General features: G+C 68.6%; 16 protein-coding genes. 8 read left to right on the top strand and 8 right to left on the bottom strand.

All coding sequences use genetic code 11. The features are described from left to right. Positions 1–19: 19 nt before the first annotated feature. Genes PG878_RS11305 through PG878_RS11320 form a run of 4 tightly spaced genes read left to right on the top strand, consistent with a single transcriptional unit; the run spans position 20 to position 5,157 of the window. A complete protein-coding gene (locus PG878_RS11305; protein WP_017917563.1) occupies positions 20–886 on the top strand; it encodes a CheR family methyltransferase in 867 nt (288 codons plus the stop codon). Then, positions 883–1,485: a chemoreceptor glutamine deamidase CheD gene (gene cheD / locus PG878_RS11310; protein WP_425611744.1), complete on the top strand. Its 603-nt coding sequence runs from the start codon at positions 883–885 to the stop codon at positions 1,483–1,485. Before PG878_RS11305 ends, cheD begins: the two co-directional genes overlap by 4 nt. Continuing rightward, positions 1,482–2,555, top strand: coding sequence for a protein-glutamate methylesterase/protein-glutamine glutaminase (locus tag PG878_RS11315; RefSeq protein ID WP_041500147.1), 1,074 nt, complete (start codon positions 1,482–1,484; stop codon positions 2,553–2,555). The genes cheD and PG878_RS11315 overlap by 4 nt, the downstream gene beginning before the upstream one ends. A 4-nt stretch (positions 2,556–2,559) precedes the next feature. Continuing rightward, positions 2,560–5,157 carry a bifunctional diguanylate cyclase/phosphodiesterase gene (locus PG878_RS11320; RefSeq protein WP_209029194.1) on the top strand — a complete coding sequence of 866 codons (2,598 nt, stop codon included), beginning with the start codon at positions 2,560–2,562 and terminating at the stop codon, positions 5,155–5,157. A 134-nt stretch (positions 5,158–5,291) separates the two neighbouring features. Here the strand turns inward: PG878_RS11320 and acnB are convergent, their stop codons facing one another. The 8 genes from acnB to PG878_RS11360 all read right to left on the bottom strand — a co-directional run bounded on the left by acnB (position 5,292) and on the right by PG878_RS11360 (position 14,223). Next, positions 5,292–7,883, bottom strand: a complete 2,592-nt coding sequence (gene acnB, locus PG878_RS11325) for a bifunctional aconitate hydratase 2/2-methylisocitrate dehydratase (protein ID WP_209029193.1) — start codon at positions 7,881–7,883, stop codon at positions 5,292–5,294. 52 nt (positions 7,884–7,935) lie between these two features. Continuing rightward, complete coding sequence (locus tag PG878_RS11330; protein ID WP_010343321.1) at positions 7,936–8,343, bottom strand: type II toxin-antitoxin system VapC family toxin; 408 nt, start codon at positions 8,341–8,343, stop codon at positions 7,936–7,938. Next, entirely contained in the window at positions 8,340–8,603 is a 264-nt protein-coding gene (locus tag PG878_RS11335) for an AbrB/MazE/SpoVT family DNA-binding domain-containing protein (RefSeq protein ID WP_010343322.1), read from the bottom strand. The genes PG878_RS11330 and PG878_RS11335 overlap by 4 nt, the downstream gene beginning before the upstream one ends. Before the next feature lie 216 nt (positions 8,604–8,819). Next, the gene (locus PG878_RS11340; RefSeq protein ID WP_209029192.1) at positions 8,820–10,259 is read right to left on the bottom strand and encodes an OprO/OprP family phosphate-selective porin; all 1,440 of its coding nucleotides are present in this window, start codon (positions 10,257–10,259) and stop codon (positions 8,820–8,822) included. Positions 10,260–10,374: 115 nt separating this feature from the next. After that, complete coding sequence (locus PG878_RS11345; RefSeq protein WP_209029191.1) at positions 10,375–11,151, bottom strand: ABC transporter permease; 777 nt, start codon at positions 11,149–11,151, stop codon at positions 10,375–10,377. Continuing rightward, a complete protein-coding gene (locus tag PG878_RS11350; RefSeq protein ID WP_209029190.1) occupies positions 11,135–11,968 on the bottom strand; it encodes an ABC transporter ATP-binding protein in 834 nt (277 codons plus the stop codon). The genes PG878_RS11345 and PG878_RS11350 overlap by 17 nt, the downstream gene beginning before the upstream one ends. 11 nt (positions 11,969–11,979) lie before the next feature. Then, a complete protein-coding gene (locus PG878_RS11355) occupies positions 11,980–13,032 on the bottom strand; it encodes an ABC transporter substrate-binding protein (RefSeq protein WP_209029189.1) in 1,053 nt (350 codons plus the stop codon). A gap of 84 nt (positions 13,033–13,116) precedes the next feature. Further along, positions 13,117–14,223, bottom strand: a complete 1,107-nt coding sequence (locus PG878_RS11360) for a 4-oxalomesaconate tautomerase (RefSeq protein ID WP_209029188.1) — start codon at positions 14,221–14,223, stop codon at positions 13,117–13,119. A 104-nt stretch (positions 14,224–14,327) separates the two neighbouring features. Between PG878_RS11360 and PG878_RS11365 the strand changes: the two genes are divergently transcribed. The 4 genes from PG878_RS11365 to PG878_RS11380 all read left to right on the top strand — a co-directional run bounded on the left by PG878_RS11365 (position 14,328) and on the right by PG878_RS11380 (position 21,806). Continuing rightward, on the top strand, positions 14,328–15,230 hold the full coding sequence (locus PG878_RS11365; RefSeq protein WP_209029187.1) for a LysR family transcriptional regulator: 903 nt from the start codon (positions 14,328–14,330) through the stop codon (positions 15,228–15,230). 169 nt (positions 15,231–15,399) lie between these two features. Continuing rightward, positions 15,400–18,159 carry an aconitate hydratase AcnA gene (gene acnA, locus PG878_RS11370; protein WP_209029186.1) on the top strand — a complete coding sequence of 920 codons (2,760 nt, stop codon included), beginning with the start codon at positions 15,400–15,402 and terminating at the stop codon, positions 18,157–18,159. A 939-nt stretch (positions 18,160–19,098) separates the two neighbouring features. Then, positions 19,099–20,784: a fatty acyl-CoA ligase RpfB gene (gene rpfB, locus PG878_RS11375; RefSeq protein WP_209029185.1), complete on the top strand. Its 1,686-nt coding sequence runs from the start codon at positions 19,099–19,101 to the stop codon at positions 20,782–20,784. A gap of 149 nt (positions 20,785–20,933) precedes the next feature. Beyond that, entirely contained in the window at positions 20,934–21,806 is an 873-nt protein-coding gene (locus PG878_RS11380; protein WP_209029184.1) for a crotonase/enoyl-CoA hydratase family protein, read from the top strand. Positions 21,807–21,832: the final 26 nt, after the last annotated feature.

A 21,832-nucleotide genomic window follows, 5' to 3' on the forward strand; every position in this document is an offset into this window, starting at 1 on the left:
CCGACCATCGCTGCGCACCATGGCCATCCAGACTCCCGCTTCGCCCTCCTCCGGTTCCGACAATCGCGATTTCGACTTCAGCGACCGCGATTTCAAGCGGGTCTGCGACCTCATCTACCAGAAGGCCGGCATCGCCCTGGCCCCGGCCAAGCGCGACATGGTCTACGGCCGGCTGTCGCGGCGCCTGCGCGTGCTGGGGCTGCGCTCGTTCCGCGACTACCTGGACTGGCTGGAGCGCGACGGCGGCGACGAATGGGAGGCGTTCACCAACGCGCTGACCACCAACCTGACCTCGTTCTTCCGCGAGCCGCACCATTTCGAGCGGCTGCGCGAGGAGCTGCAGAAGCATTCCGGCGCCGCGCCGCTGAAGATCTGGTCCTGCGCCTCGTCCACCGGCGAGGAGCCCTACTCGCTGGCGATCACCGCCTGCGAGGCGTTCGGCACGCTGACCCCGCCGGTGCGGATCCTGGCCACCGATGTCGACACCCAGGTGCTGGCCACCGCCTCGCGCGGTGTGTACGCGCTGGAGCGCGTCGCCAGCCTCGACCCCGCCCTCAAGCGCAAGTACTTCCAGCGCGGCAGCGGCGCCAACGAAGGCCAGTGCCGGGTGCTGCCGGCGCTGCGCGACCTGCTCGAGTTCCGCCAGCTCAACCTGCTGGAGCCGCGCTACGACGTGGCCGGCCCGTACCTGGCGCTGTTCTGCCGCAACGTGATGATCTATTTCGACAAGCCGACCCAGCGCGGCATCCTGTCGCGGCTGATTCCGCACCTGGACGACGACGGCATGCTCTACACCGGCCATTCGGAAAACTATCTGCATGCGGCCGACCTGATCCAGCCCTGTGGCCGCACGCTGTACCGCCGGGCGCAAAAGGATCGCGCATGAGCCCCGCCGCCATGGCTACAGACCAGGTGATGCGCTATCACGATACGCGCTTCCAGACGACGGCGGCCAAGCTGCTGCCGACCCAGTACCTGGTGGTGGACGACGACACCGCGCTGACCACGATCCTGGGGTCGTGCGTGGCCGCCTGCATCCGCGACCCGCTGCTGAAGATCGGCGGCATGAACCACTTCATGCTGCCCGACGGCCAGAGCGGCGACGGCGCGCCGGCGCGCTACGGCAGCTACGCGATGGAAGTGCTGATCAACGACCTGCTCAAGCGCGGCGCCGCCCGCAACCGCCTGGAAGCCAAGGTGTTCGGCGGCGGCAACGTGCTCAAGGGGTTCACCAACAACCCGGTCGGCACGCGCAATGCCGACTTCGTGCTGAACTACCTCAAGGCCGAGCAGATCCCGGTGGTGGCCGAGGACCTGCGCGGCATCCATCCGCGCAAGATCTGGTTCTTCCCCGGCACCGGCCGCGTGGTCGTGCAGCGCCTGCCGCATGCGCACGAGGAGGCCGAAATCGCCGCGGCCGAGTCGGCGGTGCGCGCCCGTCTCACCAAAGCCCCCGTCACCGGCGCCGTGGAGTTGTTCGAATGAGCCTGGAAGCCCCTTGCCGCGTGCTGATCGTCGACGACTCCGCAGTCGTGCGGCAGATCCTCACCGAGATCCTGTCCGGCGCCCCCGGCATCGAAGTGGTCGGCTCGGCTGCCGATCCGCTGCTGGCGCGCGAGAAGATCAAGCGCCTGAATCCGGACGTGATCACCCTGGACGTGGAAATGCCGCGCATGGACGGCCTGGCGTTCCTGGAAAACCTGATGCGGCTGCGGCCCACGCCGGTGGTGATGATCTCCTCGCTCACCGAGCGCGGCGCCGACACCACGCTGCAGGCGCTGTCGCTGGGCGCGGTCGATTTCGTCTCCAAGCCCAAGCTCGACGTGGCCCGCGGGCTGGAGGGCTACGCCGAAGAGATCGTCACCAAGGTCAAGAACGCGGCCAAGGCCAAGGTCCGCGCGCTGGACCGGCCGGCCGCGCCGAAACCGGCCGGCGCCACCGCCACGCCCGCCGCGGTGTCCTCGCTGAAGTTCCGCACCACCGACCGGCTGATCGCGATCGGCGCGTCCGCCGGCGGCACCGAGGCGCTGCGCGTGGTGCTGGAAGGCATGCCGGCCGACGCCCCGGCGGTGGTGATGACCCAGCACCTGCCGGCCGGCTTCAGTACCGCCTTCGCCGACCGCCTCAACCGGCACTCGGCGATGGCCGTGCGCGAGGCCACCGAGGGCGAAGCGATCCTGCCCGGCCACGCCTACCTGCCGCCGGGCGGCAAGCACCTGCAGGTGATCCGCGATGGCGCGCGCTGGCGCTGCAAGATCGACGACGGCCCGCCGGTCAACCGGCACAAGCCGGCGGTGGATGTGCTGTTCCAGTCGGTGGCGCGCAATGCCGGCGCCAACGCCATCGGCGCGATCCTGACCGGCATGGGCGACGACGGCGCGCGCGGCCTGCTGGAAATGCTGCAGGCCGGCGCCAGCACCCTGGTCCAGGACGAGGCCACCAGTGTGGTCTGGGGCATGCCCGGCACCGCCTTCCGCATGGGCGCGGCGCAGGAAGTGTTGCCGCTGGACAAGATCGCCGAGCGCCTGATCGCGCTGTCCGTGCAGGCCCGCTGAGACCATGCCGGGCCGCCGCCTCGTCACATCGAGCGTGCCCAGCGACCCCAGCGTGGAGGCGGCGCGGGTCGCCTCGGCCCGATCCGAACTGGATCTGCTGCTGTGCCTGCAATACGCGCCCGAAGGCGTGCTGATCGTCGATCCGCAGGGGCGCGTGGTCGCCTTCAACCACACCGCCGAAGCGCTGTGGAACCGTCCCCGCACGCAGGTGCTGGGACGGCCGCTGGGCGAACTGGCCGATGCCGAGGTGCGCGACGACTTCCTTGCGCATTGCCTGCACGACAGCGGCAGCGGCAGCTACGAACTGCTGACGCACGACTACGAGGGCGCGGCGCGCTGGCTGGCGGTGAGCGCAGCGCGAGCCCCGCAGCACTACAGCCAACTGCAGGTGCTGTTCGTCCGCGACATCAGCGCCCAGCGCGCGCGCGATGCGAGGATGCGGCTGCTGTCGCTGGCGCTGGACTCCAGCGACGCCGCCATCATCGTCTGCGATCCGCAGTTGAACATCCTCTACGTCAACGCGGGCTTCAGCCAGCTGTTCGGCTATGCCGAGAGCGAAGTGCTGGGACATCTGCCCAGCAGCGTACTGACCGGTCCCAGCACCGACATGCAGACCGTGCAGCACACCCGCGAGCGCGTGCGCGCCGGTGTCGGCCACCAGGCCGACATCCTGGCCTACCGCAAGGACGGCACCCCGCTGTGGGCCACCCTGGTCGCCACGCCCATCGCCGGCGAGGACGGCAGCCAACAGCACTACATCCTCTCGTTCACCGACATCACCCAGAGCAAGATGCACGAGGTGCTGCACAAGAACGTGCTGGAGGCGCTGGTCCGCGAACAGCCGCTGATCGAGGTCGCCACGCTGATCTGCAAGGAGGTCGAGCGCATCGCGCCAGAGCTGATGGCCGCGATCGTGAGTGTCGACGGCAGCGGCTGCCTGCAGCCGCTGGCGGCGCCGAGCATGCCGGCGCGGTTCGGCGAGACCATGAGCAACATGCACGCCGGGCCGCGCGCCGGCGCCCTCGCCACCTCGATCTGGCGCGGCAAGCAGGTGCTGGTGCTCGACCCGCGCACCGACCCGCTGTTCGCCAACTACATGGGGCTGGTGGAGCATGTGCAGTTGGGCACCTGCGTGGCCACCCCGATCAAGTCCAGCAGCGGCCGCGTCCTCGGCAGCTTCGCGCTGTGCTACCGGCAGGTGCGCGAGCCATTGGCCTGGCACCTGCGCCTGATCGAACTGTGCGTGCATCTGTGCGCGCTGGCGCTGGAACGCGAGCAGACCAGGGCACGCGTCCACCAACTCGCCTTCTACGATTCGCTCACCGGCCTGCCCAACCGGGTGATGTTCAGCGCCCGTGCCGAGCAGGCGCTGGCCGCCGCCGAGCACCAGGGCACACCGGTCGCGATCCTGTTCGTGGACATCGACCGCTTCAAGCGCGTCAACGAAACCCAGGGCCATGCCGCCGGCGACGGCCTGTTGCGCGACATCGCCCGGCGCATCTGCGACACCCTGGGCGTGACCGACCTGGTCGGCCGCCAGGCCGGCGACGAATTCGTGCTGATGCTGCCGCACTGCAGCGCCGAGCACGCCGCCGGCGTCGCCGAACGCCTGCTGCTGGCGCTGGCCGAACCGGTGGTGGTGGGCCAGATGACCCTGCATCCCAGCGCCAGCATCGGCGTGGCGATGTTCCCCGAGGACGGCACCGACATCGAGACCCTGCTGCGCCATGCCGATCTGGCCATGTTCCGGGCCAAGCACGAGGGCGGTCACAGCGTGTGCTATTTCAGTTCCGACATGAACCGCATGGCGCAGGAACGCGTGGCGATGGAGACCGCGCTGCGCGAGGCCCTGCATCGCGACAGGCTGCAACTGCACTACCAGCCGCAACTAGAGAGCCAGGCGCCGCATGCGCTGTACGGCGTGGAAGCGCTGCTGCGCTGGGACCATCCCAACCTCGGTGCGATCTCGCCGGCGCGGTTCGTGCCGATGGCCGAGGAATGCGGACTGATCGACGAACTCGGGCACTGGGTGCTGCGCGAGGCCTGCCGGCAGATGGCCGACTGGCGCCTGCGCGGCGTACCGGTGCCACGCGTGGCGGTGAACCTGTCGGCCAACAATTTCGCCGATCCGCAGCTGCCGGCACGGGTGGAGGGCCTGCTCGCCGCCTCCGGCCTGCAACCGGCCGACCTGGCCCTGGAGATGACCGAGAGCGTCATGCTCTCCAACCCCAACGCGGTGCTGGCCAACCTGCGCCAGTTGCAGGCTAGCGGCGTGCTGCTGTCGCTGGACGACTTCGGCACCGGCTACTCCAGCCTCAGCCATCTGCACCAGTTGCCGGTCAACGAGCTGAAGCTGGACATGAGCTTCGTCAGCGACCTGGCGCACTGCCAGACCTCGCGGACCCTGACCACCTCGGTGCTGCGCATCGGCGAGACCCTGGGCCTGCATACCGTCGCCGAGGGCGTGGAAACCGAAGCGCAACGCGCGTTCCTGGCGCGGCTGGGCTGCCGCGTGCTGCAAGGCTTCCTGTTCGCGCCGGCGCTGCCGGCCGCGGCGCTGGAACACTGGCTGCACGGGCGTGCGTCCGCGCCGCCGGCCTAGGCGCAAGCGAGCAGCGAACCCACCGTCCTGCGCATCGCAGGTACCACCCACGAAAAAGCCCGGCAATGCCGGGCTTCTTCGTTGCGACGGTGCCGCATGCGCGGCACCGTCGCGTCAGCGCATCGCCAGGGCGATCAGGCCGCGACCGTGGCGGCCACGTCCTGGTAGTCCTGGATCTGATCGAAGTTCATGTAGCGATAGATCTGCTCGCCACTGGTCTTGATCACGCCCACGTCGGCCATGTACTCCTCCTTGGTCGGGATCCGGCCCAGGCGCGAGCAGATCGCCGCCAGTTCCGCCGAGCCCAGGTACACGTTGGTGTTGCGGCCCAGGCGGTTGGGGAAGTTGCGGGTGGAGGTCGAGAACACCGTGGCGCCCTCGCGCGCCTGCGCCTGGTTGCCCATGCACAGCGAGCAGCCCGGCATTTCCATGCGCGCGCCGGCGGCGCCGAAGGTGCCGTAGTGGCCTTCCTTGGTCAGCTCCGAGGCGTCCATCTTGGTCGGCGGCGCGACCCACAGGCGGGTCGGGATGTCGCGCTTGCCTTCCAGCAGCTTGGCCGCGGCGCGGAAGTGGCCGATGTTGGTCATGCACGAACCGATGAACACTTCGTCGATCGCCGCGCCGGCCACGTCGGACAGGGTCTTCACGTCGTCCGGATCGTTCGGGCAGGCCACGATCGGCTCGTGGATGTCGGCCAGGTCGATCTCGATCACCGCCGCGTACTCGGCGTCGGCATCGGGCTCGAGCAGTTGCGGGTCGGCCAGCCACTCCTCCATCTTCTTGATCCGCCGCGCCAGCGAACGCGCGTCGGCATAGCCTTCGGCGATCATCCACTTCAGCAGGGTGATGTTGCTGGTCAGGTACTCGACGATCGGTTCCTTGTTCAGGCGCACCGTGCAGCCGGCGGCCGAACGCTCGGCGGACGCGTCGGACAGTTCGAACGCCTGCTCCACCTTCAGTTCCGGCAGGCCTTCGATTTCCAGGATGCGGCCGGAGAAGATGTTCTTCTTGCCCTGCTTGGCCACGGTCAGCAGGCCCTGCTTGATCGCGTACAGCGGGATCGCGTTGACCAGATCGCGCAGGGTCACGCCCGGCTGCATCTGCCCCTTGAAGCGCACCAGCACGCTCTCGGGCATATCCAGCGGCATGACGCCGGTGGCGGCGGCGAAGGCCACCAGGCCGGAACCGGCCGGGAACGAGATGCCGATCGGGAAGCGGGTGTGCGAGTCGCCGCCGGTGCCGACGGTATCGGGCAGCAGCATGCGGTTGAGCCAGCTGTGGATCACGCCGTCGCCCGGACGCAGCGACACGCCGCCGCGGGTGGAGATGAACTCCGGCAGGGTGTGGTGGGTCTTGACGTCCACCGGCTTCGGGTACGCCGCGGTGTGGCAGAACGACTGCATCACCAGGTCGGCGGAGAAGCCCAGGCAGGCCAGGTCCTTCAGTTCGTCGCGGGTCATCGGGCCGGTGGTGTCCTGCGAGCCCACCGAGGTCATCTTCGGCTCGCAGTAGGTGCCCGGGCGCATGCCCTGGCCTTCCGGCAGGCCGCAGGCGCGGCCGACCATCTTCTGCGCCAGCGAGAAGCCCTTGCCGGTGTCCGGCGGGTCCATCGGCAGGCGGAACAGGGTCGAGGCCGGCAGGCCCAGGAACTCGCGCGCCTTGGCGGTGAGGCCGCGGCCGACGATCAGCGGGATGCGGCCACCGGCGCGCACCTCGTCGAACAGCACGTCCGACTTCATCGCGAACTCGGCGATCACCTGCCCGTTCTTCAGCGCCTTGCCCTCGTACGGACGCAGCTCGACCACGTCGCCGTGCTCCATCTGCGACACGTCCAGCTCGATCGGCAGGGCGCCGGCATCTTCCATGGTGTTGTAGAAGATCGGGGCGATCTTCGAGCCCAGGCACACGCCGCCGAAGCGCTTGTTGGGGATGTACGGGATGTCCTCGCCGGTCCACCACAGCACCGAATTGGTCGCCGACTTGCGCGAGGAACCGGTGCCGACCACGTCGCCCACGTAGGCGACCAGATGGCCCTTGGCCTTGAGGTCGGCGATGGCCTGGATCGGGCCGCGCTTGCCGTCCTCTTCCGGCTCGAACGGGGCGCCGTCGCGCTTGTTCTTGAGCATCGCCAGCGCGTGCAGCGGGATGTCCGGGCGCGTGGTGGCGTCCGGCGCCGGCGACAGGTCGTCGGTGTTGGTCTCGCCCGGCACCTTGAACACGGTGATGGTCAGGCTCTGCGGCACTTCCGGCTTGCTGGTGAACCACTCGGCCTCGGCCCAGCTCTGCAGCACCGCCTTGGCGTGCGCGTTGCCGGCCTCGGCCTTCTCCTGCACGTCGTGGAAGGCGTCGAAGATCAGCAGGGTGTGCTTGAGGCCTTCGGCGGCGACCGCGCCCAGCTCGGCGTTGTCCAGCAGCTCGACCAGCGGATGGATGTTGTAGCCGCCGAGCATGGTGCCCAGCAGTTCGGTGGCGTGGGTGGGCGAGATCAGCGGAGTCTTCTCGCTGCCGAAGGCGACCGCGGCCAGGTACGAAGCCTTGACCTTGGCGGCATCGTCGACGCCGGCGGGTACGCGGTGGCTCAGCAGTTCGACCAGGAACTGCTCCTCGCCGGCCGGCGGATTCTTGAGCAGTTCGATGACCTGCGCGGTCTGCTGCGCGCTCAGCGGCAGCGGCGGGATTCCGAGCGCGGCGCGCTCTGCAACGTGGTGGCGGTAGGCTTCCAACATGCGGGTTCTCCGGGAAAAAACGGTGGGGATGAGCGGTAGCGGTTGCGCGGCGTCAGCCGGCGGGCTTGGGCACGATGATCTTCAGGCCCTTGAAGTAATCGCGGAAAAAACCGTCGTCGCGGGTGATCAGGCCATCGCATTGCAGCAGCGCATGCGCACCGATCAGGAAATCGGCCACCACCCGCTCGCGCTTGCCGCCGCGGGCGCGGAAGCGGCGCTGCATCTCGCCGGCGCGCAAGGCCGACTTGGCCTCCAGCGCGCTGAAGCGGATGCTCATGTCCTCCAGCACCGACAAGGCCTCGGCGCCGTCGCGCAGCGCGCTGCACACCTCGGCCAGGACGATGTCGCAGACCACCACCGGGCCGGTGCTCAGGCACTGGCGCAGGCAGGCTTCGGCGGCGTCGGCCTGCGGGCCATCGGCCAGCAGGTCCACCAGCACGGAGGAGTCGATGGCGATCATGCGCCAGCGTCGGGTTCGGGTTCGAACGGATCGCCCGGGGCGCGGCCGCGGATCGCGCGCATCGCCTCGTCGGTGCTGGCGAAGCCGTCGAGCTTGAAGCGGCCGCGGGCGCGCGAGATGGCATCGTCCACGCTCTTGCGCAGGATGATGCGGCCGCCGTCCAATTCCACTTTCAGGATGGTGCCCTTGCTCAGGCCCAGGGCATCGCGCACGGCCTTGGGCAGGGTGATCTGACCGCGTTCGGCGACAGTGGCTTCCATCGGTGTAGGCCCGGTTCGGTATGCACGGATTATACATACTTCGGCCGTCATACCGCCAGCGGCGGATGCCCTGCCGCGCAGGCCGCACAGCGCCCAGTCAGGCGCCGGCGTGCGTTCCCGCGTCCGAACGATGCTGCGACGCCTGTGGACCGTATGCGTTCGGTGCGGGCCGGGGGACCATGCGCATGCGCGGCCGCCCGGCCCTCAGTCAGTCGCTCAGAACGCCACCTGCAGGCGGGTATTGAACGTCGTGCCCTGGTCCCTGCCCTGCACCGCGCCGCTGCGGTTGTCGGTCTGCCAGCGGATCACGTCGAGCATCAGCCGGCTGACATCGTTGAGGTACCAGTTGGTCCCGAGCGTCCAGGCCTGGCCGCGGCCGCCGCCCGGCAACTCGGCGTAGTCCACGTCCTCGTAGCGCAGCTTGAGTTCCCAGGCGCCGGCGCCGCCGGCGGTGACCGGGTCGGCGACCTTGACCCGACCCCAGGTTCCGGTCTTGCTGGCGTACGCGGGCCGCGCGCCGGCCAGGAACCAGCCGGCCGACACGGCCCAGGCCTGGTGATCGAGATCGTAGCCGCCGGCCGCACCGCGCCCGCGCAGGTTGCGCGTGCCCCACTCGCCGCTAGCCCAGGCCGGGCCGAAGAGCCCCGCCAGTTCCGCGCCGTAGGCATCGCTGCGCTCCGCACCCAGCAGCGTTCCCGGCGCGATCCGGACCTGGTCGTTGAAGTGCCCGGCGATCGCCGAACTGCGCAGCACGCCGCTGGCACCGGCGGCGATCTCCTCGTGGAAGGCCCAGGCGCCCAGGTGCACGGTCGCGGCCTTGCCGACCAGCGGATTCCAGTGCGCGCGCGCCGCCCAGGTCAGGCTGTCGTTGTCGTCACCGGCGTTGTTGAGGTCGTTGCCCGCCACCGACAGGCTGGCGTGCCAGTCGCGTCCGTAGACGCGCTCGGTCAGGCCGACGCCGAACAGGCCGCGCTGCGGCAGGATCAGCGTGCCGACCACGTTGCGGTCCTGGAACGGGGTGTTGGAGGTGCTGCTGGCGCCGTCGATGCCGCGATCGTTCAGGCGATTGCCCACGCTCAATTCGGCCGGCAGGCCGAACAGGCGATGGTCGACGCTGGCGTATACCGATTTCCAGGCGACGGCGTTGTCGGCAAAGTCGCCCTCCACCACCCAGCCGAGCGCGCCGTAGCGGCCTTCGGCACCCAGCCGCACCGAGCGGATCTCGGTGCCGGACAGGTTGCGCTGGCTGGCGGCGGAGCCATCGGTGCTGGACGCATCGACGAACAGGCGGCCGCGCGGGCGGAACACGACATTGCCGTCGGCGCTGGCGAATTCCGGCGCGCCCTTCGACCACGACACCTTTGGCGCCCTGGCCTGGGCCGATTCGAGCGCGGCGACGCGGCCTTCCAGCGCCGGCGCGGCGGTTGCCGGCGCAGCGGCGGCTGGCGCTGGCGTCGGCACGACTGGAGCCTGCAGTGCGTCGAGCCGCGCCTGCAATTGCTGGATCTGCTGCGCCTGTTGCCGCACCAGTGCGGTCAGTTCGGCCTGGCTGAGTGTCGCTGGCGGGGTGGACATGGTCTGCGCGGCGGCGTCGCCCAGCAGCAGGCCGAGCGCGAGCGTCAGCGCTGCGCGGGGCAGCACGGGATGTGAATGCATTCGGGGTCTCTCCGGCCAGCCGGGCGCCTGGCCCGGCGCTGGCCCGTTGCAATGGTGCGAAGAAGGAAGCGTCCTCAGCGCGCCGCCGGCCAGACCGGCGGCGTGCCTGCGCCGGTCAGCTGGTCGCCTGGTTCTGCGCGTTCGGGCGCCAGGTGATCAGGCGGTTCTCGATCACGTCCAGCAGTGCATCGATGAGCAGCACGAAGGCGGCCAGGATGATGATGCCGGCGAACACGCCCACCGCATTGAAGTTGCCCTCGGCCTGCGCGATCAGGTAGCCCAGGCCGGCAGAAGCGCCGAGGTATTCGCCGATGATCGCGCCGACCACGGCAAAGCCGACCGAGGTGCGCAGCGACGACAGGATCCAGCTTGCCGCGGCCGGGAAGTACACATGGCGCAGCAGGTCGCGCCGGTTGGCGCCGAGGATGCGTGCATTCGCCAGCACCACCGGATTGACCTCGCGCACGCCCTGCATGGCATTGAAGAACGTGGTGAAGAACACCAGGGTCACCGCCAGCGCCACCTTCGACCACAGGCCCAGGCCCAGCCACAGCACGAAGATCGGCGCCAGCACCACGCGCGGGATCGCATTGAAGCCCTTGATGAAGGGATCCAGGATCCGCGCCGAGCGCCGGCTCAGGCCCAGCCACACGCCGCCGGCCACGCCAAGGGCGGTGCCGATGACGTAGCCGAGCGCGGTCTCGGTCAGGGTGATGTAGACGTGCTGGTAGAACCCGGTGTCCGACAGCCAGGTCCAGGCCTGTTGCACGATCGCGGTCGGCGCCGGGAAGAAGAACGGATCGATCAGGCCAAGGGCGATGCCACCTTCCCAGCCGCCGAACACGATCACGATCAGCGCGAGCTGGATGAGTTTGTCAGTCTTGGCGTGCATAGCTCTTCTCCACTTCGCCGCGCAGGCAGGCCCAGATGTCGCGGTACAGGTCGGTAAAATGCGTGTCGAGCTTGATCTCGGCGACGTTGCGCGGTCGCGGCAGGTCCACGTCGAAACTGCGCACCACGCGGCTGGCGGGGCCGGACGACAGCACCACCACGCGGTCGCCCAGCGCGATCGCCTCCTCCAGGTCGTGGGTGATCAGGATCACCGAGCGGCGCTGCTCCTGCCACAGTCGCAGCAGTTCGTTCTGCATCAGGTGGCGGGTATGGATGTCCAGCGCCGAGAACGGTTCGTCCATCAGGATCACCTTCGGCTCCACGATCAGCGCCTGCGCCATCTGCACGCGCTTGCGCTGGCCGCCGGAGAGCTGGTGCGGGTAGCGGTGCTCGAAGCCGGCCAGGCCGACCTTGGCCAGCCACGCATTGGCGCGCTGCTTGCGCTCGGCCTCGGCCACACCGCGGAAGCGCAGGCCCAGTTCCACGTTCTGGAAGGCGGTCTTCCACGGCAGCAGCGCATCCTGCTGGAACAGGTAGCCGACCGCTTCCTGCACGCCGGCCACAGGATGGCCGTCGATGACCACCTGGCCCACGGACGGCGACAGCAGGCCGGCCACCGAGTTGAGGATGGTGCTCTTGCCGCAGCCGGTGGGGCCGACGATGGCGAGGAATTCGCCATCGGCGACCTGGATGTCCACGTCGCGCACGGCGGTGAAGTCGCCGAAGGACATGGTGACGTTGTTGATCGCGACCATCGTCTGCGCCGGATCAAGGTGCGGCGCGCCGTTGAGGCGCTGTACGGTGGCGTTGCGTGCCATGGTTCCTCCGCTCACGGTTGGGCCGCCTTCCCCGCACCGCTGGCGCGGTCGACGAAAGCGTTGGTGTAGGTCTTGGACAGATCGATGTCCGCGCGCGCCACGTCCTTGTTGAACTCGCGCAGCACGGTCAACGGCGTTTCCAGGTCGGCGGCGACGAAGCGGCCGTCGCGGGTGAAGATGGCACGCGCGTTCTCCACCGCCCGCGCATAGGTGGCGCGGTCGCCGGAAACGTAGGCGTCGGGCAAGGCCGCGACGATCTCCTCGGCGGAGTGGTCGGCGATGAAGCGCAGCGCCATCTGCTCGGCGCGCACGATCTTCTCCGCATCCTGCGGCCGCTGCTCCAGGAAGCTGCGGTTGGCGTACATCACCGAGGTCGGGTACAGCCCGCCGTAGACCTGGCGCGCACCGGCATCGCTGCGCGCATCGATCAGGATCCTGCCGATCCTGCGCTCGCTGATCAGGGTCGCCGCCGGGTCGTAGTTGACCAGCAGGTCGATCTTGCCCTGCTCCAGCGCCGCCACCGCGGCCGCACCGGAGCCGACGCCGATCAGCGACACCGCGCTCTCGGCGATGCCGTTGCGCGAGAGGTAATGGCGCACGAAGAAGTCGGACGAGGACCCCGGTGCGGTGATGCCGACCTTCAGGCCCTTGATGGTCTGCGGCTTGGCCGGATCGAAGGCGGTGTCGTTGCGCCCGGCCAGCACCAGCCCGGAGTTGCGCGAGAGCAGCACGAAGGCGACCACGTCCTTGCGCTTGGACTGCATCTGGATGGTGTGGTCATAGAAGCCCACCGCCACGTCGGTGGAGTTGGCCACCAGCGCCTGCAGCACCTTGGAGCCGCCCTGGGCGAAGTTCTCGGTCTTGACCTTGACCCCGACCTGGTCGAAGTAACCGTTGGCGTCGGCGATGAAGAACGGCAGGTTGTTGAGATTGTAGGACCCGACGCTGATGCGCACGGGCGTGGCGTCGGCGGTCGCCGCATCGCCGCCGCCCTTGCCGCAGGCGGTGAGGAGCAGCAGGCCGGCCGCGGCGAGCGCCGCGGTGAAGAACGTTCTGGACAACATCGATCCCTCCCAGGATTGAAGCGTGTGCGTTGTCGGTCGCGGATGCCTTGCGTGCATGCAGGCGCCCGGCCGGTTCAGGTCATGTCATGCCGCGGAGATCCATTGGCGGGCCTCGGTGGACACGGGCGAGGTCGCGAAGACCCGCCCTTCGAACAGCCGGCGGGCGGTACGCACCACGCTGGCGACGATCGGCGCATCGGCCACGGTGCGGCTCAATCCCACCTCCAGGGCGCCGCTCGGATGTTCCAGGACGACGTGGCGCGGCAGCGCCGCATCGCCGACGAAGGCATTCGCCAGGGTGCCCGGCGTGGCCGCGGCGGTGGCAATGCCGACCGCGCCAGTGATGGCCAGCGCGGTGTGGCACTGCTGCGGCATGAAATAGCGCACCTGCAGGTCGCCACCGTGCTGCGGCGCCGACAGCAACACCGGCTTGGGAATCACCTTGCTGCCGGCATCGGCGATGCCCATGCGCGCGCCGGCCTCGATCCGCAGCGCCTCCAACCGCGCCAGCAGCGCGGCATCGGCATTCAGCTCGGCAGGCGAGGCATCGCCGCGCACGCCGAGATCGGCGGCGCGCAGCAACATCATCGGCATGGCGCAATCCACCAGACTCGTCACGACGCCGTCGATGGTGTCCTGCGCCTGCCCGCTCGGCAACAACTTGCCGGTGCGCGCACCGGCCGCGTCCAGGAACGACAGCCAGATCGGCGCCGCCGCGCCGGGCGCCCCGGCGATGCGCGTGTCGCCACGGTACACCACCCGGCCATGCGGCGTTTCCACCGTGGCCACGATCAGCTTGCCGGTGTTGACGTTGTGGATGCGCACCTGCGTGCGCGGATGCTGCGCCTGCACCAGACCGCGCTCGATCGCGTACGGCGCCACCGCCGCCAGCATGTTGCCGCAGTTGGGCGAGGTGTCCACCACCTGCTGCTCGACCCGCACCTGCGCGAACAGATAGTCCACGTCGGCGTCGGCGCGGCTGGAGCGGTCGACGATGGCGACCTTGCTGGTCAGCGCGTTGCCGCCGCCGATGCCGTCGATCTGCAGCGGATGACCAGCGCCCATCACCTCCAGCAGCAGGCGGTCGCGCCGGGCCGGATCGGCCGGCAGGTCCGGCGCGAAGAAGAACGGCCCCTTGGAGGTGCCGCCGCGCATGAGCACGCAGGGGATGCCGAGCAGATCGTTGGACATGGTGTAGATTGATGCGCCATGAAGATGAATATCTTCGTCTGATTCGATACTGGCATGACCCCGATTGATCTGTGAATTGCTAATTTTTCTATGATTGATTACCCATGAGCATCAATTGCGAAATCCTCGACCTGCGCGCGTTCCTGCTGGTGGCCGAGACGCGCAGCTTCCATCGCGCGGCCGAGGCGCTGCACATGTCGCAACCGGCGCTGAGCCGGCGCATCCAGAAGCTCGAGCAGGCCGTGGGATCGCCGCTGTTGGAGCGCACCACCCGCAGCGTCGCCACCACCGCGATCGGCGAGAACCTGCTGCCACTGGTGCGGCGCATGATCGAGGAGTTCGACGGCTCGCTGTTCTCGGTGCGCGGCCACGACGATGCGCGCGGCGCCACCGTCACCATCGCCTGCCTGCCGACCGCGGCGTTTTATTTCCTGCCCAGCGTGATGGCGCGCTTCCGCGAGGCGCACCCACACGTGCGCTTCCGCATCCTCGACATCCCGGCCACCGAGGGCCTGCAGGCGGTGGAGCGCGGCGAGGTCGAATTCGGCATCAACTTCATGGGCGCCAACGATCCCAACCTGGATTTCGACGTGCTCGCCGAAGATCCCTTCGTGCTGGCCTGCCGCCGCGACCATCCATTGGCCAAGAAACGCCGGATCGAATGGGCCGACCTCGCCCAGTACCAGTTGATCACCGTGCATCGCACCAGCGGCAACCGCACCCTGCTCGACGGCGCGCTGGCGCGCGAAAACCTGAAGCTGAGCTGGCACTACGAAGTGACCCACCTGTCCACCTCGCTGGGCATGGTCGAGGCCGGCATCGGCGTGTCGGTGCTGCCGAAAATGGCCACGCCCGACGGCGAGCACCCAATCCTGGTGACCCGGCCGATCGGCAATCCGGTGGTCTCGCGCACCATCGGCATCGTGCGCCGGCGCAGCGCGCTGCTCTCGCCCAGCGCCGAACGTTTCCTGCAGATGCTGATGAGCCAATGGCGCGGCAAACCGTGACACGGGCGCTACATCTGAACGTGTAAGCTTCCGCCCGACGCCTTGGGCCGCCGCGCCTTCCGGCCGCGCCGCCACGCGACGCAGCGCCGGCGACGCAACGGCCCGGCACACGCAAGCAGGCTCGCGACACGGGCCAGTGCAAGCCACCCGCAATCAGGAGTTCCCCCGCATGAACGACTCGTTCTCCACCCGCAGCCAGCTGCACGTCGGCGGCAAGACCTACGGTTACTTCAGCCTGCCCAAGCTCGGCCAGCGCTTCGACATCTCGCGCCTGCCCTACTCGCTGAAGATCCTGCTGGAGAATCTACTGCGCCACGAAGATGGCGGTGCGACCGTCGGCAAGGAGCACATCGAAGCGGTGGCGCAATGGCAGCCGACCGCCGAACCGGACACCGAGATCGCGTTCATGCCGGCGCGCGTGGTGCTGCAGGACTTCACCGGCGTGCCCTGCGTGGTCGACCTGGCGGCGATGCGCGATGCGGTGGTCAAGCTCGGCGGACGTCCGGAGCAGATCAACCCGCTGATCCCCTCGGAACTGGTGATCGACCACTCGGTGCAGGTGGACGTGTTCGGCAAGCCCGACGCGCTGGACCTCAACGGCAAGATCGAATTCCAGCGCAACAAGGAACGCTACGGCTTCCTGCGCTGGGGCCAGAAGGCCTTCGACAACTTCAAGGTGGTGCCGCCGAACACCGGCATCGTGCACCAGGTCAACCTGGAGCACCTGGCGCGGGTGGTGATGACCGGCGAGCGCGACGGCGAGGCGCTGGCCTACCCGGACACCGTGTTCGGCACCGACAGCCACACCACCATGATCAACGGCATCGGCGTGCTCGGCTGGGGCGTGGGCGGCATCGAGGCGGAAGCGGCGATGCTCGGCCAGCCCTCGTCGATGCTGATCCCGCAGGTGGTCGGCTTCAAGCTCACCGGCAAACTGCCCGAAGGCGCCACCGCCACCGACCTGGTGCTGACGGTGACGCAGATGCTGCGCAAGCACGGCGTGGTCGGCAAGTTCGTCGAGTTCTTCGGCGACGGCCTGCAGCACCTGCCGCTGGCCGACCGCGCCACCATCGGCAACATGGCGCCGGAATACGGCGCCACCTGCGGCATCTTCCCGATCGACGCCGAATCGCTGACCTATCTGCGCCTGTCCGGGCGCAGCGAGGAGCAGATCGCGCTGGTCGAGGCCTACGCCAAGGCGCAGGGCCTGTGGCACGACGCCGACAGCGCGCATGCCAGCTACAGCGCGACGCTGGAACTGGACATGGGCGAGGTCAAGCCGTCGCTGGCCGGCCCCAAGCGCCCGCAGGACCGCGTGCTGCTGGAAGACATGCAGCGCAACTTCCGCGACAGCCTGGTGCCGTTCGCCGACGCGCGCAGCAAGCGCCACGGCGATGCGAAACAGGAAGACCGGCTCAAGAACGAAGGCGGCGGCGGCACCGCGGTCGGTGCCCAGGCGGCGCAGGCGCAGCAGGCCGAGGCCAGCGGCGCCGGCTGGCGCCTGCGCGACGGCGCGGTGGTGATCGCGGCGATCACCTCCTGCACCAACACCTCGAACCCCGCGGTGATGCTCGGCGCCGGCCTGCTCGCGCGCAATGCCGTGGCCAAGGGCCTGAAGGCGCAGCCGTGGGTCAAGACCTCGCTCGGGCCGGGCTCGCTGGTGGTCACCGACTACCTGAAGAAGGCCGGGGTGATGGACGACCTGGAACGGCTCGGCTTCTACGTGGTCGGCTATGGCTGCACCACCTGCATCGGCAACTCCGGCCCGCTGCCCGAGGACGTCTCCGCGGCGATCGCCCAGGACGACCTGGTGGTGGCCTCGGTGCTGTCGGGCAACCGCAACTTCGAAGGCCGCGTGCATCCGGAGGTGAAGATGAACTACCTGGCCTCGCCGCCGCTGGTGGTCGCCTACGCCATCGCCGGCACCACCGACATCGACCTGACCCGCGACCCGCTCGGCACCGGCAGCGACGGCCAGCCGGTGTACCTGCGCGACATCTGGCCGAGCAACAAGGAAATCGGCGACACCATCGCCGCCACGGTCGGCCCGGAGATGTTCAAGCAGAACTACGCCGACGTGTTCAAGGGCGACAGCCGCTGGAACACCATCGCCTCGCCCGATGGCGAACTGTACGCCTGGGACGGCGCCTCCACCTACATCAAGAACCCGCCGTACTTCGACGGCATGACCATGCAGGTCGGCCGCATCGAGGACGTGCACGGCGCGCGCGTGCTGGGCCTGTTCGGCGACTCGATCACCACCGACCACATTTCCCCGGCCGGCAACATCAAGAAGGACTCGCCGGCGGGCCGCTTCCTGCAGGAACGCGGCGTGCAACCGGCCGACTTCAACAGCTACGGCAGCCGCCGCGGCAACGACGACGTGATGGTCCGCGGCACCTTCGCCAACATCCGCATCAAGAACCTCATGTTCGGCGGCGAGGAAGGCGGCAACACCCTGTATTACCCGGCTGGTGGCGGCCAGCCGGAAAAGCTGGCGATCTACGACGCGGCGATGAAGTACAAGGCCGACGGCGTGCCGCTGGTGGTGATCGGCGGCAAGGAGTACGGCACCGGCTCTTCGCGCGACTGGGCGGCCAAGGGCACCAACCTGCTCGGCGTCAAAGCGGTGATCGCCGAGAGCTTCGAACGCATCCACCGCTCCAACCTGGTCGGCATGGGCGTACTGCCGCTGCAGTTCCTCGACGGCCAGAACGCGCAGAGTCTGGGCCTGGACGGCTCGGAAGTCTTCGAGATCACCGGCCTGCAGGACGGCGCCAGCAAGCGCGCCAAGGTCGTCGCCAGCAAGGCCGACGGCAGTGCGCAATCCTTCGAGGTGGCGGTGATGCTGCTGACCCCGAAGGAAGTGGAGTATTTCCGCCACGGCGGCCTGCTGCAATACGTGCTGCGTCAGTTGGCTGCACGCTGACCGACCCTGCGCTTTCCGACAGCGGAAACCCGGCCCCCGCGCCAGCGCGGGGGCGCTGCGCCGGCACGCGAACCCGTGGTTCGCAAGCGCGCCGGCTCGCCCACCACGGCGGCCTGCTGCAGTACGTGCTGCGTCAGTTGGCCGCGCGCTGACCGACCCTGCGCTTTCCGACAGCGGAAACCCGGCCCCCGCGCCAGCGCGGGGGCGCTGCGCCGGCACGCGAACCTGTGGTTCGCAAGCGCGCCGGCTCGCCCACCACGGCGGCCTGCTGCAGTACGTGCTGCGTCAGTGGGCTGCACGCCGACCGACCCTGCGCTTTCCGACAGCGGAAACCCGGCCCCCGCGCCAGCGCGGGGGCGCCTTAAGGGCTTGAATCGGCGATTCGCGCGTTCGCATGCCCGCTCGGTGGGTGCACCCTCAGTGGCTGAGCACTGACAGGCCTCTGACTCTGCGCGAACCAGCGGTTGCATACGCTCGAAAGCAGAGGCTTTCGCCTGGCGGCGAGTTACTTTTCTTTGCTTGTGCAAAGAAAAGTAACCAAAAGAAAGCACACCCTGCCTCGCGCCCTCCGCGCTGCGCGCTCCGGGTCCGCGTCCATCACGGGGATCCGCGGAAGGGGCATCCTGCCCCTGCCGCGGACGGCGCACATCCATGTGCGCCGCCCTTCGGGTTTTTCCCCGCGATGGCCGCCGCTTCGGAAGGGAACCCGGTACGGCAACAGCAACAGCAAGTGCAACGGCAAAAGCAGCGTTGCTGGCGTCCAGGCGATCATCACTCTTGGGCATTCCTCGCAGAACTGTCACCAAAAAGCACCCGTCCACCAGGCATTCGGCACTCTCCCCTGTTCGCCTTTTCCCTACGGAACGGTATGCTGCCGTTGCCGGTTCTGACGGATACTGTCCGTTGTGAGCCAATCAACACGTTTCCTGGAGGGGGAATATGAGTCTGGATCGTCCGTGGTTGCAGAGTTATCCGGCCGGCGTTGGCGCCGACATCGATGTCGAGGAATACCGCTCCGTCGCCGCCGTCTTCGAAAGCTCCGTGGCCAAGTTCGGCGACCGCCCCGCCTACAGCAACTTCGGCAAGACCCTGACCTACCGCGAGGCCGGCGAACTGGCCCGGCAATTCGCCGGCTACCTGCTGGGCGAACTGCAGCTCAAGAAGGGCGACCGCGTCGCCCTGATGATGCCCAACTGCCTGCAATACCCCATCGCCACCTTCGGCGTGCTGCTGGCCGGCATGACCGTGGTCAACGTCAACCCGCTGTACACCCCGCGCGAGCTGCGCCACCAGTTGATCGACTCCGGTGCCAGCGCCCTGGTGGTGATCGACAACTTCGGCACCACGGTGCAGGACGTGCTCGCCGACACCCCGGTCAAGCAGGTCATCACCACCGGCCTGGGCGACATGCTCGGCTTCCCCAAGGGCCCGCTGGTCAACTTCGTCCTGAAGTACGTCAAGAAGCTGGTGCCGGACTACGACATTCCCAATGCGATCCGCTTCCGCGATGCGTTGACCCTCGGTCGCCTGCACACGCTGCCGCCGATCGACATCGCGCCGGACGACATCGCCTTCCTGCAGTACACCGGCGGCACCACCGGCGTGGCCAAGGGCGCCATGCTGACCCACCGCAACCTGGTCGCCAACATGCTGCAGGCCGGCGCCTGGATCTCGGCGACCGGCAAGCTGGAGGAAGGCAAGGAAGTCATCATCACCGCGCTGCCGCTGTACCACATCTTCGCGCTGACCGCGAACGGGCTGGTCTTCATGAAGCTCGGCGGGCTCAACCACCTGATCAGCAACCCGCGCGACATGCCGGGCTTCGTCAAGGAACTGCAGAAGACCCGCTTCACCGCCTTCACCGGCGTCAACACCCTGTTCAATGGCCTGCTCAACACCCCCGGCTTCGACAAGGTGGATTTCTCCTCGCTGAAGTTCACCCTCGGCGGCGGCATGGCAGTGCAACGCGCGGTGGCCGAACGCTGGAAGCAGGTCACCGGGGTCACCCTGGTCGAGGCCTACGGCCTGACCGAGACCTCGCCGGCGGCCTGCATCAATCCGCTGACCCTGACCGAATACAACGGCGCGATCGGCCTGCCGATCCCCTCCACCGACGCCTGCGTCAAGGACGACCAGGGCCAGATTCTCGCCCATGGCGAGGTCGGCGAACTGTGCATCCGCGGGCCGCAGGTGATGAAGGGCTACTGGCGCCGGCCGGAGGAAACCGCCAGCGCCATCGACGCCGACGGCTGGCTGCACACCGGCGACATGGCGCGGATGGATCCGCAGGGCTTCTTCTATATCGTCGACCGCAAGAAGGACATGATCCTGGTGTCCGGTTTCAACGTGTATCCGAACGAGGTCGAGGACGTCATCGCGATGATGCCCGGCGTGCTGGAAGTGGCCGCGGTCGGTGTGCCGGACGAGAAATCCGGCGAGGCGGTCAAGGTGGTGATCGTGAAGAAGGACCCCAACCTGACCGCCGACGAGGTCAAGGCCCACGCCCGCGCCAACCTCACCGGCTACAAGCATCCGCGCATCGTCGAATTCCGCAAGGAGCTGCCCAAGACCAACGTCGGCAAGATCCTGCGGCGCGAACTGCGCGACGCGCCGCCGCCGCAATAAGCAGGTCCGACGGGCGCCCACGCGGCGCCCATGCAGGCTCTGGCGGGGCGGGTTCCGACCGCGGCACCCGGGTGTAGCATCCGCCGGGTGGAAACGCACTCGCCCGCTGCGCCACGCCATCTCCGCGGGCGTCTTTCCGAGAGCCCGCCATGAGCACGATCGACCCGCTGCCCCGTACCCGCGCCTACTCCAGCATCCGCATCGATGCCGACGGCGACGACGATAGCCACTGGCTGTACATGCATGCAGGCGGCGCCGCGAAGCAGCGACCCTGCTTCCATCCCACCTTGATGCGCGAGATGCACGGCTACCTCGCCGCGATCAGCCAGCCCGGCACCCCGGCATCGGCGCGGCTGGGCAGCCTGGTGCTGGCCTCCGATGGCAGCGCGTTCAACCTGGGCGGGGACCTGGAACTGTTCGGCCATTACATCCGCCGCCGCGATCGTGCCGGCCTGATGGCCTACGCGACGAGCTGCATCGATGGCGTCCACCGCTTCCACACGGGGCTCGGCGGCAATTTCCGCACCATCGCCCTGCTGCAGGGCGACGCGCTCGGCGGCGGCCTGGAGATGGCGCTGTCGTGTCACCTGATCGTGGCCGAGGAAGACGTCGGCATGGGCCTGCCGGAAATCATGTTCGGCCTGTTTCCCGGCATGGGCGCGTATTCGTTCCTCAGCCGTCGCATCGCGCCGCATGCCGCGGAGAAGCTGATCCTGGGAGGCCACGTCTTCAGCAGCCAGGAGATGCACGCCATGGGCATCGTCGACGTGCTGGTCCCCAAGGGCCAGGGCAAGGAAGCGGTGCGCGACCTGATCCAGCAACAACGACGGGCGCCGCTGGCGCATCTGGCGATGAACGCGATGCGCAACGTGGTGCAGCCGGTCAGCCGCGAGGAACTGCTGACGGTGACCGAAATCTGGGTGGACGCCGCGCTGGCCCTGGGCGAGAAGTCGCTGCGGACGATGGATCGGCTGGTGCGGGCCCAGGTCCGGCGCGCGCAAGCCGGCGTCGTCGCCGCCTGAGCGGCATGCCGCCGGCTGCGAGGGAT

It is taken from the genome of Xanthomonas hawaiiensis, from assembly GCF_031834635.1.
Lineage (GTDB): Bacteria > Pseudomonadota > Gammaproteobacteria > Xanthomonadales > Xanthomonadaceae > Xanthomonas_A > Xanthomonas_A sacchari.